Raw genomic sequence first — 14,074 nt, forward strand, 5'->3', positions numbered from 1 at the left:
GAAGAATTATTCGTTTGGACCACAGTGAGAATCCATTTAGGAGGAGTTGCTCATGGCAGATAAAAAAAATATTAATCGTGAAGGTATTATTCAATTACCAGCTGGTAGTGCCAAACCAGGTGCTAGTTTAGCATCATTCGGTATTGATATGCCACGTTTTTGTAGAGAATTTAACGATAAAACCAAAGATCAAAAAGATGATGTTAATCCGGTTCCAATTCCAGTTTTTATTACATCATATAAAGATAAAACTTTCGACTTTAAAATAAAAACTGCACCAACAACATTTCTTTTAAAAAGAGCATTGAAACTTGCAAAAGGTTCATCAAATGCTAAATTAACAAAAGTAGGAACACTTACTATTGCTCAAATTACAGAAATTGCTCAAATTAAATTACCTGATTTAAATGCTTATTCTTTAGAAGATGCAATTAAAATTGTTGCAGGAACAGCCAAGAATATGGGCATTACTGTTGAAGATGGAAAGCAAGGTGTTTAATATGAATAGAAGTAAAAGATATCTTGCAGTTGCAAAATTAGTTGATAACACTAAAGTTTATCCAATTGATCGTGCTTTAGAATTAGCTAAACAAACTTCATCATTAAAATTTGATGCAACAGTTGAAGCAGCATTTCGTTTAAATGTTGATCCAAGACATGCTGATCAAATGTTACGTGGTTCTATTGTTTTACCAGCAGGGACTGGAAAAACACAACGTGTTTTAGTGATAACTACTACTAAACAAAAAGAGGCAATGGAAAGTCAAGCTGATTTTGTTGGTGGTAAGGAAATGATTGAAAAAATTCAAAAAGGTTGATTTGATTTTGATGTTATTATTGCAACACCCGAAATGATGGGTGAATTAGGAAAAATTGGTAGAGTATTAGGACCAAAAGGATTAATGCCTACAGCAAAACTAGGAACAGTAACAATGGATGTTCAAAAAGCAATAGCGGATATTCGTAAAGGTAAAGTTGAATATCGTGTTGATAAACAAGGTAATATTCATGTTATTCTTGGTAAAGTGTCATTTGCACAAGAAGGGTTAAAAGATAATTATTTAGCAATTCTTAACACTTTAAGAAAAGTTAAGCCTGCAGCAGTTAAGGGCGCTTATATTAAAAATATAAGTATTACTACGGCAATGGGCCCTGGTATTAAAGTATTAATTGAAGAATAATATAATAACATAAAAAAATCATTAGTAAAAGTACTAATGATTTTTTTATGTTTTTATTCATAATTTTTTTATTATTTAAAAAAATTTTACGCTATAATTTATTTATTGTGATAATACCAATTAATACATTATTTTGGTAAAATAATAAAATAATTAGGTAGTAAAGGAGAAACATTAATGAAAAATCTTATAAATCTTTTTAAGAAACAAAATTGAGGAATAAAAATTGGCTTTGCCTCACTGGTAATTAGTTTGCTTTGTTTAGCATTAGGACTAATTTTAATTGCAACAGCCAATTTTAAAGCCCCAAGTGGAGGAAGTTCACAATATGCTGGAAATGGATTTCATGCTATTTCTATATGAGGACTTGATAGTTTTTTAAGCAAAGCTGGCTATGATCAAATGTGAACAGATGCTACTAGTGATAAGCTTTTAACTTATCCTCTTGCGCAAGTAGTTGTCGGAATTGTATTTACAGTAATTTTAACTGCTATCTTTCTTGGTGTTAGTGTTTTATCTTTAATATTTGGTTATTTTAAACGTTGATTATATTCTTAGTGTTTAGTAAGTGTTAAATATGGATAAAAATGTAGAATATAAAAAAGTTACATCTTGGGATTGAAAGCAAAAACTAGGATTATTCTTATGCATTTTCACTTTGTTTTTTCTAATAATTAGTTTAATATTATTTGGAACAGCTATTTTTAATGATCATTATAATAATTTTCTTGGTAACGGTTTTTGAAGTTTAAAACACTATGGTATTATTAATTTGTTTTATAATTGAGATCAACTAGATATAGAAGCGGCTAAAAATACTTATGTTTCTCATCCTTTTGAACAAGTTTATTTTGCAATTATTTTTTTAATTATTATTGTACCAATATGTTTTGTTCTTGGAGTTAGTTTATTAGTTAGAGGATGATGAAAGTCAAGAATTTAATATATAGTTACTTCATAAATTTATTTATAGTAAAATTTAATAATCATTATTTCATTAAAAAGGGTGTATTATGATGTTTAATTCTAAAAAAATAATTGTTTTTTTACTAATAAATATTGTGTGAGTAGTAGTTTGGATTATGATAACTATTAGTTACGATAGTTATCATAATCCAATTTTAAATTATGTACCACATAGTAACGATTATTTAACAAATGAACCAACTAATCAATTGGTTCCCAAAGCAAAAAAACCTAAACATGTAGTTATGGTGGTTGTTGATGGTATGGCCAGTTATGCATTAAAAAGTGGTTATAGTCCAAATATGAACTATTTAATGCATCATGGTGCGTATACACTGGAAGCACGTGATGTTTTACCAACTGCTTCTGCTGCAAATTGAGCAAGTGTTATGTTTGCTACAGATCCTATTAAGCATGGTGTTGTTGATCAAGATTTGTGGAATGTTCATCATAATGTTCATGCTGAAGTAAAAGCTGATCAAGTAAGTATTTTTAGTTCTATTATTGATAAGTATGGTCCTTCAAAAAAATTATTTGGTTATGCTAGTGAAGGTGAAATGATTGCTAATGTTCAACCAAAGGCCAAGAAAATATAAAAACTTTAATTAGTAGTAATGGTAATTATTGTGCAACAGAAAATGATAAACAAACTTTTGAAAATACCAAAAACGTATTAAGTAATAAACCTTTATTTTCATTTTTTTATTATGTGCTAAATTGTAAAGGTAAGTGCAACTAAATTATTTTTCTATCCAAATATTCGATTGGTGAAAGATAATTTAATATTTTTCTCGGTCTTTGATTTAAAGACAATATAAATTTATGAACTTCATTTTTATTAGTTTTTGAAAAAATAAATTTTTTAGGAAATTTTTCTCTAATTAAACCATTAGTATTTTCATTAGTACCTCTTTGTCAAGGTGAATATGGATTGGCAAAATAAATTTTTACATCTAAATTTTTTTCAAGTTGTTGTCAATTTGAAAATTCTTTGCCACGATCAAAAGTAATAGTTTTAACAATGTTTTTAGGAAGAATTGATAAATAATAACTGACATTTTTATTAATAACTTTAGTAGTTCTGTTTTTAACTAATATTGCTAAAGTAAATCGTGATACTCTTTCAACTAAAGTTATTAAACATGATTTGCTTTTACCTCGTGATGATACTATAGTATCTCCTTCTCAATGACCAAGTGTTATACGATCATTAACATTTATATCTCGTTCTTTAATTGATTTACCATTAAACTTGCCACGATTTTCTTTAGATTTTCGTTTTTTACCTTTTCTTCTTAAATTTTTACTAGTAACTTTATCAAGCATTCCAAAATAAATTCAAGTATAAATTGTTTTAAAACTAATAACTCACTCTTTATGAAAATTTTTAATTCTGCCATAAATTTGTTCAGGTGACCAACCTAATAGTAATTTTTGTTGTACATATTTTACTAAATTCTTATTTTTAAACTTATGAAAACTAATATGTGATTGTTTTCGATTTTCAGCTTTATTTTGTGCAATTAATGAAAAATAATGATTATTATCTTTATTTCTATTAATTTCTCGAATAATAGTACTAATACTTCGATTAAGATTTTTAGCTATTTCACTAATTTTAAATTTCAATTTCAATTGATTCTCAATATAAATCCTTTCATCTATGCCAAGATGTTTATAACTCATATAAAAACTCCTTACTTTTTTCTAAACTAAATTTAGCATTATGAAATTTTTATATGAGAATTTTTTGCAATTTTATTTACTTGCACTTACAAGTATAATTCAGCATTTAGCAAATAAAAATAAATTAAAGAGATTATTTTTAAATATTTATTTATTATTAGGTTATAATGTAATTATATTTTTTATAAAAATTTATATTTTAATTTTTTTCTTCTAACATTTTTTAAAATACTAAACATGTTTTTTATTTGTGACAGCAATAGATATTTTAGTTATGAGCTTTTATAAAATATAATATTAATTAGATTAATTTTGTTAGAAAGGATAATATTATGGAAAAAGAAAATCTTGCTAAAGTTACTTTCAATAAAAGAACAGAAAGAAATTCAATAAAAAAGTTGAAAAGACAAGCTATTTTTAGCACGGCAAATCCATGAAAAGCAATCTTTATTATGGTCACACCACCTTTAATTGCTGTAATTATTTTTTCTACTTATCAAATTTTTGATAAATGAATTGCTACACAATGAGGTGGACAAAGTATTATTGATCGTTATAATAATTATCAAAATTCAGGAATAATGATAACTGCTGAACAAGCATTAAAAATTATTAATATTGCTACTACTTATGCTGCTGTTCCTTCTTCAATGATGGTTTCCTTTGCTTTAATGGTTGCTACTGGAACAGGTATTAAGTTTTCAATTGCATATGGTCAAAATAAACGAGAACAAATGTCAGAATATTTAGGAAATGGGTTTCTATTATCTTTTTTAGTTTCTATTGTTCTTATGATCATTATGTATTTTAGTTGTCAGAGTATTATTGAATTTCAAGCTGGAAGTGATGCTGGAAGTAATCCAGTAATTAGGGAAATAATAATTAAAGAAGCAGTTAGATTTTCACAAATTTTAATTCTTGCTACACCATTACTTTTTTTTGCTTATTTTTTAGTTTCATTGTTACGTAGTGAAGGAATGATGTTATGAACAATTTTAATTAATGTTGCAGCTTGTTTAGTAAATATATCTTTAGATTTTATTTTTGTTATTCATGGTAAATTAGGAATGGAAGGTACTGCATATGCAACTATTATTGCTTGAGCAAGCATTAATTTATTTTCAATAGGTATTATTTGATATAGTGCCGATAATTTAAGATTTAAAGTAGCACACTTAAAACTTAAATGAGTAATAGTAACGGGCATTTTATTAATTGGTGCAACTTCTTTATTACAAAATATTGCCCAAAGTCTTTTGGCAATGGTTACTACTAAAATTTTAAATACATTGCCACCTCCAGACTATCATGGTGGAGGAAGTACTGGTATTCCGGTTTTTGTTCAATTATATGGTGGTATTATGCCTTGGTTAATTTTAATTAATGCACCTATTATTGGAATTACGCAGGGAGCAAGAGCATTAATTGGTTATGTTTATGGTTCAAAGGACTTTAGTCGTGTTTGACAATTGATGTGACGTTTAACTTTATTACTTTTATTGTTGCTAATTGGTTCAGTATTATTAGTAGTAATAGTAGGACAATATATGATGCATTTCTTTGGCGTAGATTTAGAAATGGCAAGATTCTTTAAAGTTTATATCATTATGCAGTTTGCTTTTTATCCATTAGCTACACTACATTATGTTGCTGTTATTTTCTATCAATCAATTAATCGTGGTAAATTGTCATTATTTGCTAGTTTACAACGAACAATTATAATGCCAATTGTTTGTTTAAGTTTAGGATATTATGTTGCACATGTTTCTCATAATGGTTTTTATTTTTATTTATTTCTTGGCTTTATTGATTTATTTGCTGCTTTTATATTATTACCATTATTAATTTATACATTTTTAAAATCTAAACCATTTATTCATACAACTAAAGATAAAAAAATGCAAATATCTAATTTATCAGAAAAAAAAGTACTTAATAAAAATATAATAGATTAAGTAATTTATAAAAATATATCTTAATATTAATATATGAAGAAAATAAAAAATACTCATTTAAAACAGAGTATTTTTTTAATTATTTAAGATTAAAAAAGGTTGCTAATTTTACAAATTAAAAGGAATGAATATACAATCTATATTTGATTGAAGTCATTCCTAAAATAAAATATTTATTTACCTTCATTAACTCTCTTTTTTAATGCTTTACAAGAATTAAATTTAACTACTCGCTTTCTAGGAATAGCCATCGGTTCTGAATTTTGTGGATTTACTCCCGGTCGAGCTTTGCGGTATTTAATAGTAAAAGTTCCAAAGTTACGTAGTGTTACTTTTTCTCCTTTAATTAAAGCAGTAGCAATTTTATCTAAGATAAATTCTAACACTTCTTTGTATTCTTTTTCTGATAATTCTAATTTTTTTTGTACAGCTCGTGCTATCTGACTTTTTTGCATAAAATTTTCAACCCTTTCTTCACCAATTACCATAAGTATGCTATAAAAACATGCCTTAAATGATACTTATTATTATATAACATTTTTTAAAAAAACCTTATTTAATGAAAATCAAAGACTAGTAAAAAAATAAGATTTGAATATATAAATTTATATGTTAATTAACATGTGCAAAGCAAAAAATCTTTACATTAATTTTCTTGTATGTTAAAATTCAAAAAATAAGTAAATAACTATTTCGGAGGTACTAAGATATGCAAATGAAAAATTTATTAAGACTTATGGGTGCATTAGCCCTAACAACAGTAGCTACTACTTCAGTTGTAGCTTGTGGTGATCAAACTGATAAGCAAGATATTAAAGATGTTAAAGTTGATGATCTTAAAACAGCAGTAGATAGTGAAAAAACTTTTGGTGATTTAAATACTAATAAAGAAATTACTGATGCAGTTGCAGCAGCGATTAAAAAAACAACTAAATTAGATGTTAGTGTAGGTACTGATTTTACTTTAACTAATGATAAGAAAAAAGAAGATAAACAAGTTGCTGGTGAAGTTAAATTTACAGTTACAGCACAAGGTGATAAAATTTCAGGAACATTTACATTTACAGATACTTTAACTGTTGCTAAGCAAGATATTAAAGATGTTAAAGTTGATGATCTTAAAACAGCAGTAGATAGTGAAAAAACTTTTGGTGATTTAAATACTAATAAAGAAATTACTGATGCAGTTGCAGCAGCGATTAAAAAAACAACTAAATTAGATGTTAGTGTAGGTACTGATTTTACTTTAACTAATGATAAGAAAAAAGAAGATAAACAAGTTGCTGGTGAAGTTAAATTTACAGTTACAGCACAAGGTGATAAAATTTCAGGAACATTTACATTTACAGATACTTTAACTGTTGCTAAGCAAGATATTAAAGATGTTAAAGTTGATGATCTTAAAACAGCAGTAGATAGTGAAAAAACTTTTGGTGATTTAAATACTAATAAAGAAATTACTGATGCAGTTGCAGCAGCGATTAAAAAAACAACTAAATTAGATGTTAGTGTAGGTACTGATTTTACTTTAACTAATGATAAGAAAAAAGAAGATAAACAAGTTGCTGGTGAAGTTAAATTTACAGTTACAGCACAAGGTGATAAAATTTCAGGAACATTTACATTTACAGATACTTTAACTGTTGCTAAGCAAGATATTAAAGATGTTAAAGTTGATGATCTTAAAACAGCAGTAGATAGTGAAAAAACTTTTGGTGATTTAAATACTAATAAAGAAATTACTGATGCAGTTGCAGCAGCGATTAAAAAAACAACTAAATTAGATGTTAGTGTAGGTACTGATTTTACTTTAACTAATGATAAGAAAAAAGAAGATAAACAAGTTGCTGGTGAAGTTAAATTTACAGTTACAGCACAAGGTGATAAAATTTCAGGAACATTTACATTTACAGATACTATTGAATAAATAATTAATATATATTAATTAAAAATGACACAATTTAAATTATGTCATTTTTTTCTAATTATTTTTCAAAATTTATTTGACTATTACTATTAAAAACTGGTATTATACTTATTGGACTAAATTTTGATACACTAGGAATTGTGTATATAATTAATTCTTTAAAATCATAAAGGAGGCTAACGATTAATGCCAACAATGAACCAACTATTACGTAAAGGACGTACAGATAAAAAATACAAATCTAAATCACCAGCGTTAAATGTTTCATATAATTCATTAACAAAAACAACTTCTTCAATTAGCAGTCCGCAAAAAAAAGGTGTAGCGCTTGTAGTTACTACAAGAACACCAAAAAAACCTAACTCAGCTTTAAGAAAAATTGTTCGTGCTCGTTTAACTAACGGTATGGAAGTTACTGCTTATATTTCTGGAGAAGGTCATAATTTGCAAGAACATGCTATTGTTGGAATCCGTGGTGGGAGAGTTAAAGACTTACCTGGAGTTAGATACCATGTTATTCGTGGGTATTCTGATACTGCCGGAGTAGTAAATCGTAATCAAGGTCGTTCTAAATACGGAACTAAAAAACCAAAAGATAAGAAATAAGGAGGTAAAACTAAATGCGTAAAAATCAAGCTATTAAAAGAGAATTAGTTGCTGATCCAATTTATGATTCAAAAATTGTTACTCAATTAATTAACGCCATTATGATTGATGGTAAAAAAAGTGTAGCTCAAAAAATTGTTTATAATTCTTTTAAAATTGTTGGAGAAAAAACCCAACAATTACCATTAGAAGTATTTGAAAAGGCAATTGCTAATATTACACCACAATTAGAAATTAAAACTCGAAGAATTGGTGGCGCAAACTATCAAGTTCCTATTGAAGTTAGTGCTACTCGTAAGATAACTTTAGCAATTCGTTGATTAGTTTCTTATTCACAAGCAAGATATGGTAATAGTATGCAAGATAAACTTGCAGCTGAGATTATGGATGCTGCTACTGGTAATGGTTCATCAATTAAAAAACGTGATGAAATTCATCGTATGGCTGAAGCTAATAAAGCCTTTGCTCACTATAAATGATAATAAAGGAGAGAGAAAATGGCAGAAAAATCAGGTCGAGAATATTCACTAGCAAATACTAGAAATATTGGAATTATGGCTCATATTGATGCTGGTAAAACTACAACAACAGAAAGAGTTTTATACCATACTGGTAAAATTCATAAAATTGGTGAGGTACATGAAGGTGCCGCAACTATGGACTGAATGGAACAAGAACAAGAACGTGGTATTACTATTACTTCAGCTGCAACAACTGCTGTTTGAAGAAATAATCGAATAAATATTATTGATACTCCGGGTCACGTTGATTTTACTGTTGAAGTTGAACGCTCATTAAGAGTTTTAGACGGAGCAGTTGCTGTATTAGACGCGCAAACTGGAGTTGAACCACAAACTGAAACTGTTTGAAATCAAGCAACTAGGTATAATGTACCAAGAATTGTTTTTGCAAATAAAATGGATAAAATTGGGGCTGACTTTGCTCATTCAATTCAAACATTAAAAGATCGTCTTGGTGCAAATGCTCATGCAATTCAATGACCAATTGGTGCAGAAGATGCTTTTGATGGAATTATTGATATAATTGAGATGAAAGCATACCATTTTGATGGTAAACCAAATGAGGATTATAAAGAAATGGCAATTCCTGAAGAACTTAAAGATGTTATTGCAAGTAGACGTGAGGAATTATTAGAAGCACTTTCTCACTTTGATGATGATTTCTTTATGAAATATGCTGAAAGAGAAGTAACGGTTGCTGAAATTAAGACAGTAATTCGTAAAGCAACAATTGCTGCTGAGTTTTTCCCAGTATTATGTGGTAGTGCCTTTAAAAATAAAGGTGTTAAATTAATGTTAGATGCAGTTATTGATTACTTGCCTTCACCATTAGATGTACCTGCAATTAAAGGAATATTACCTGTTTCATCAAAAGAAGTAGAACGTCATTCTAGTGATGAAGAACCTTTCTCAGCGTTGGCATTTAAAATCATGACTGACCCTTTTGTTGGAAGATTAACTTTTTTTAGAGTATATTCGGGAACATTAGAATCTGGTAGTTATGTATTAAACTCAACTAAAGAAAAAAAAGAGCGTGTTGGTCGAATTTTACAAATGCATGCCAATAGTCGTGCCGAAATTAAAAAGGTTTATGCTGGTGACATTGCTGCTATTGTTGGTTTAAAAGATACAACTACTGGTGATACATTATGTGATGAAAAACATGAAGTTATTTTAGAAAAAATGGTATTTCCAGAACCAGTTATTTCATTAGCGCTTGAACCAAAAACAAAAGCTGATCAAGAAAAAATGAGTTTAGGTTTACAAAAACTTGCAGAAGAAGATCCAACATTCCGTGTTTCATCAGACAAAGAAACAGGACAGACAATTATTTCAGGAATGGGAGAACTGCATTTAGACATCTTAACTGATCGTTTAAAACGTGAATTTAAAGTAGCAACTAACATTGGAAATCCACAAGTTGCTTATCGTGAAACAATTAAAGCAGTTTGTGAGCGCGCTGAGGGTAAATATATTCATCAATCAGGTGGTCGCGGCCAATATGGACATGTTATTATTAAATTTGAACCAAATCCAGATAAAGGATTTGAGTTTGTTGATAAAATTGTTGGTGGTAAAGTGCCACGTGAATACATTAAACCAGTACAAGAAGGATTAATTGAATCATTAGCTAATGGTTTAATTGCTGGATATCCAGTTATTGACGTTAAAGCAACATTATATGATGGTTCATTCCACCCTGTTGACTCTTCAGAACGTGCCTTTAATATTGCAGCTTCTAAATCTTTACAAGATAATAAAGATTTATTAAAACCAGTATTATTAGAACCAATTATGAATGTTGAAGTTATTATTCCAGATGAATATTATGGTTCTATTGTTGGTAAAATTTCTGGTAAAAGAGGTACTATTGAAGCAGATGAAATGCGTGGTAACAGTAAAGTTGTTAAAGCTAAAGTGCCTTTATCTGAAATGTTTGGTTATGCTACTGAATTACGTTCAATGACCCAAGGACGTGGAACATATACAATGTCTTTTTCACACTATGAAGAAGCACCAAAATCAGTTGCTGAAGCAGTTGCTGGTAAATATCAAAAAGGAAGAATTACTAAAAAATAAAATAATTTAATTGAAAGTATAATAACTTTACTTTAAAATTATCTTAGTGTTTAATTTAATTAAATAAAAATAAGTATTAATTATTTCCAAGGAGGAAACAAAAATGGCAGAAAAAGAAGTAAAAAAATCAAAGCCTGTATCAACAGGCCCAAAACAAAAATTTGAACGTACAAAACCGCACGTTAATGTTGGAACAATTGGTCACGTTGACCATGGAAAAACAACATTAACTGCTGCAATTACTAGTTATTGTTCAAAACATGAAGCAGATGGATATAAAGGTATGTTTAAGGACTATGCTTCTATTGATGCTGCTCCAGAAGAAAAAGCACGTGGTATTACTATTAATACAGCTCACGTTGAATATGAAACACCAACTCGTCACTATGCACACGTTGACTGTCCAGGTCACGCTGACTACATTAAAAATATGATTACAGGTGCAGCTCAAATGGATGGTTCAGTGTTAGTTGTTTCTGCAACTGATGGTCCAATGCCACAAACACGTGAACACATTCTATTGGCACGTCAAGTTGGAGTTAAAAAAATTGTTGTATTCTTAAATAAGTGTGATATGGAAAGTGTAGACGATGACGTATTAGAACTTGTTGAAATGGAAATTCGTGAATTACTAACTAATTATGAATTTGAAGGTGATGATACACCAATTATTCGTGGTTCTGCAAGAGTAGCATTAGATGGTAAAAAAGAATGAGAAGAAAAAATTAAAGAATTATTAACAGCAATGGATGAATGAATTCCAACACCAAAAAGAGAAGTTGATAAACCAGTATTATTAGCTGTTGAAGATGTTTTCACTATTACTGGACGTGGAACAGTAGCTACTGGAAGAATTGAACGTGGAACTTTAAAAGTTAATGATGAAATTGATATTATTGGTATTAACAAAGGTCTTAAAAAAGTTGTTGTTACTGGTATTGAAATGTTCAGAAAATTATTAGATGAAGCACAAGCTGGTGATAACGTTGGAGTATTATTACGTGGAGTTAAACGTGAAGATATTCAACGTGGACAAGTTATTGCTAAACCAGGATCAGTTACTCCACATACTAAATTTAAAGGTGAAGTTTATATTCTAACTAAAGAAGAAGGTGGACGTCATACTTCATTTAATCCAGGATATCGACCACAATTTTATTTCCGTACAACTGATGTTACAGGAAGTATGGGAGACTTTATTAATAAAGGTGAAAAATCGGAATTAATTATGCCAGGTGATAACGTTACTATTACTGTTGAATTAATTCACCCAGTTGCCCTTGAGAAAGGTACTCAATTCTCAATCCGTGAAGGTGGAAGAACTGTTGGTGCTGGACAAGTTACTGAAGTTATTAAATAATCACATTAAATTAAAAATCTTTATTCTCAAAAGAGAATAAAGATTTTTAATTAAAAATATTTTAGTAGTAAAATTAATTTATAGAAAAGAGATGACAAATCAATGCCTTATGTTAAAGAGCTGGAAAGTCTAATTTTAAATCGTAAATCAATTCGTAATTATGATCCTAGTAAAATTATTAGTGATAGTAAAATTAACGATATTCTTAAATATGTGCGTCATACCCCATCTTCATATGGTTTAGAACCATGAAAAATTTTAGTTATTAGTAATTCTAAAATTAAAGCACAATTGCAACCAATCATAAATAATCAACAACAAGTTAGTACTTGTTCACATTTATTTATTTTATTAAGTTATAGTGGTGAAAATTTCAATACTAGTAATCAATGATTTGTTGATACTGTTATGAAAAGACGTAATTTAACAAAACCACAATACGAAATTTATAAATCAACATTTAATAATTTCTTTGATCATGACAAAAAAACACAAATAAATCATTGGGCACAATGTCAAACTTTTATTTTATTACAAAATCTTTTATTATTATTAACTGCTCATGAAATTGATAATGTTGTATTAGGTGGTTTTAATGAACAACAATTATTAACTTACTTAGAATCAAATAAGATTATTGAACCTAATAAGTATCATGTTACAATTTTAGTGTCTGCTGGTTATGGTTATCCATCAAAAACTAAAATTATTAAAAACGAAGTTAGTGAAATCAGTACGCTTATCAAATAAATGTATTAGAAAAGGTATTGCAATGGAAAAATTAAAAATAAATAACTTAGATATTGAATTAAATATTAATGTTATTGGTAAATTTTTAGATAAGATTGAATATCCAATTCTTATTTTTGATTTTGAGACTTTTCGTAATTTATTACATAAAAAAAAGAACAATTCGTATGCTCATGATTTTGAAAAAATTTTTTCAATTGCATTATTAATTATTAATAAAAAAGAAGATTTAAGTGTTAGTAATTTACAAAATAAAAAGTTACATTTGTTCGTTAAAACTGTTATTCCACAACCAAATATTTTAAATGAAGATTTAAAGCTTGTTAAACATCAGCAACAGTTTTTTAAATTTTTAACTAATAAGTTATTGAAACATAACATTAAATCTTTGATTTTACTTGGTGCTAGAACTGAGATATTAATGCTAAAAAACTATTTGAGTTATCATAATGATGAAAGTAAATTCAAAAATAAAGTTAGTTATTTTTTTCAAAAACATAAAATTTTTGATTTATATGACATTTGAAATAATGATCAAGTTTTAAATTTACCTTTATATAAAAAAGGTTTACATCTTGATGTTGGTGCTACTAAAAAAACTTCAATACTAATTAAAAATAATAATGATTATTGTAAAATATTAAAAGAACAATTTTCATTAACAAATAATAATATTGGAAGAATTATTGATCAATATTTTTTTAATAATATTTGTTTATTACCTAGTTTTACTACGCAAGTAGCAAATCATAATCAAAATGATGTTCTAATTGGCGCTGCAATCTTATCATTACTTTATACTTTTTGTGATAAATATTAAGAAAATAAAAAATATTAATTATTTAAATTAATATTTTTTATTACATTTTATTTTTTTAGTTCAAATTTTTTGGTGTTTGTGAATTATATATTGTTGTATTTGTTGATAAAGGCATTAAATTGCTGAATTATACTTGTAAGTGCAAGTAAATAAAATTGCAAAAAATTCTCATATAAAAATTTCATAATGCTAAATTTAGTTTAGAAAAAAGTAAGGAGTTTTT

At 27.7% G+C, this 14,074-nt stretch carries 15 protein-coding genes; 13 read left to right on the top strand and 2 right to left on the bottom strand.

All coding sequences use genetic code 4. From position 1 onward, the window contains the following. Positions 1-52 precede the first annotated feature (52 nt). From rplK to AAHM79_RS00200, 5 genes are all read left to right on the top strand, one after another. Positions 53-499, top strand: coding sequence for a 50S ribosomal protein L11 (rplK, locus tag AAHM79_RS00180; RefSeq protein ID WP_338958646.1), 447 nt, complete (start codon positions 53-55; stop codon positions 497-499). A gap of 1 nt (position 500) precedes the next feature. Beyond that, entirely contained in the window at positions 501-1,181 is a 681-nt protein-coding gene (rplA, locus tag AAHM79_RS00185) for a 50S ribosomal protein L1 (RefSeq protein WP_338958648.1), read from the top strand. Positions 1,182-1,358: 177 nt separating this feature from the next. Next, positions 1,359-1,739, top strand: a complete 381-nt coding sequence (locus AAHM79_RS00190) for a hypothetical protein (RefSeq protein ID WP_174481436.1) — start codon at positions 1,359-1,361, stop codon at positions 1,737-1,739. A 214-nt stretch (positions 1,740-1,953) separates the two neighbouring features. After that, positions 1,954-2,124: a hypothetical protein gene (locus tag AAHM79_RS00195; RefSeq protein ID WP_342257776.1), complete on the top strand. Its 171-nt coding sequence runs from the start codon at positions 1,954-1,956 to the stop codon at positions 2,122-2,124. 73 nt (positions 2,125-2,197) lie between these two features. Then, positions 2,198-2,743, top strand: coding sequence for an alkaline phosphatase family protein (locus AAHM79_RS00200; protein ID WP_342257777.1), 546 nt, complete (start codon positions 2,198-2,200; stop codon positions 2,741-2,743). Positions 2,744-2,882: 139 nt separating this feature from the next. On the opposite strand, the gene AAHM79_RS00205 is transcribed toward AAHM79_RS00200, so the two are convergent. Then, positions 2,883-3,833: an IS30 family transposase gene (locus tag AAHM79_RS00205; protein ID WP_342257778.1), complete on the bottom strand. Its 951-nt coding sequence runs from the start codon at positions 3,831-3,833 to the stop codon at positions 2,883-2,885. Positions 3,834-4,165: 332 nt separating this feature from the next. Here AAHM79_RS00205 and AAHM79_RS00210 point away from each other — a divergent pair, with 332 nt between their 5' ends. Beyond that, a complete protein-coding gene (locus tag AAHM79_RS00210; protein WP_342257779.1) occupies positions 4,166-5,788 on the top strand; it encodes an MATE family efflux transporter in 1,623 nt (540 codons plus the stop codon). Positions 5,789-5,961: 173 nt separating this feature from the next. Here AAHM79_RS00210 and AAHM79_RS00215 read toward each other — a convergent pair whose 3' ends face one another. Next, positions 5,962-6,276 (bottom strand): HU family DNA-binding protein, encoded by a 315-nt coding sequence (locus tag AAHM79_RS00215; RefSeq protein ID WP_286641782.1) that lies wholly within the window; start codon positions 6,274-6,276, stop codon positions 5,962-5,964. 221 nt (positions 6,277-6,497) lie between these two features. Here AAHM79_RS00215 and AAHM79_RS00220 point away from each other — a divergent pair, with 221 nt between their 5' ends. From AAHM79_RS00220 to AAHM79_RS00250, 7 genes are all read left to right on the top strand, one after another. Beyond that, positions 6,498-7,715 (top strand): spiralin repeat-containing protein, encoded by a 1,218-nt coding sequence (locus tag AAHM79_RS00220; protein ID WP_342257780.1) that lies wholly within the window; start codon positions 6,498-6,500, stop codon positions 7,713-7,715. A gap of 186 nt (positions 7,716-7,901) precedes the next feature. After that, positions 7,902-8,321, top strand: a complete 420-nt coding sequence (gene rpsL, locus AAHM79_RS00225; protein WP_252320120.1) for a 30S ribosomal protein S12 — start codon at positions 7,902-7,904, stop codon at positions 8,319-8,321. A gap of 14 nt (positions 8,322-8,335) precedes the next feature. Next, positions 8,336-8,803: a 30S ribosomal protein S7 gene (rpsG, locus tag AAHM79_RS00230; RefSeq protein ID WP_342257781.1), complete on the top strand. Its 468-nt coding sequence runs from the start codon at positions 8,336-8,338 to the stop codon at positions 8,801-8,803. Between the two features lie 15 nt (positions 8,804-8,818). Further along, positions 8,819-10,921 carry an elongation factor G gene (gene fusA / locus AAHM79_RS00235; protein ID WP_342257782.1) on the top strand — a complete coding sequence of 701 codons (2,103 nt, stop codon included), beginning with the start codon at positions 8,819-8,821 and terminating at the stop codon, positions 10,919-10,921. Between the two features lie 103 nt (positions 10,922-11,024). Continuing rightward, positions 11,025-12,281, top strand: coding sequence for an elongation factor Tu (gene tuf / locus AAHM79_RS00240; RefSeq protein WP_342257783.1), 1,257 nt, complete (start codon positions 11,025-11,027; stop codon positions 12,279-12,281). Positions 12,282-12,383: 102 nt separating this feature from the next. Further along, on the top strand, positions 12,384-13,031 hold the full coding sequence (locus AAHM79_RS00245; RefSeq protein WP_342257784.1) for a nitroreductase family protein: 648 nt from the start codon (positions 12,384-12,386) through the stop codon (positions 13,029-13,031). Positions 13,032-13,053: 22 nt separating this feature from the next. Then, positions 13,054-13,851 carry a hypothetical protein gene (locus tag AAHM79_RS00250; protein WP_252320128.1) on the top strand — a complete coding sequence of 266 codons (798 nt, stop codon included), beginning with the start codon at positions 13,054-13,056 and terminating at the stop codon, positions 13,849-13,851. The last annotated feature ends 223 nt before the right edge of the window (positions 13,852-14,074 follow it).

Origin of the sequence: Spiroplasma endosymbiont of Nomada ruficornis, assembly GCF_964030795.1 — a bacterium.
In the GTDB taxonomy this organism is placed as follows: Bacteria; Bacillota_I; Bacilli_A; order Mycoplasmatales; family VBWQ01; genus Spiroplasma_E; species Spiroplasma_E ixodetis_A.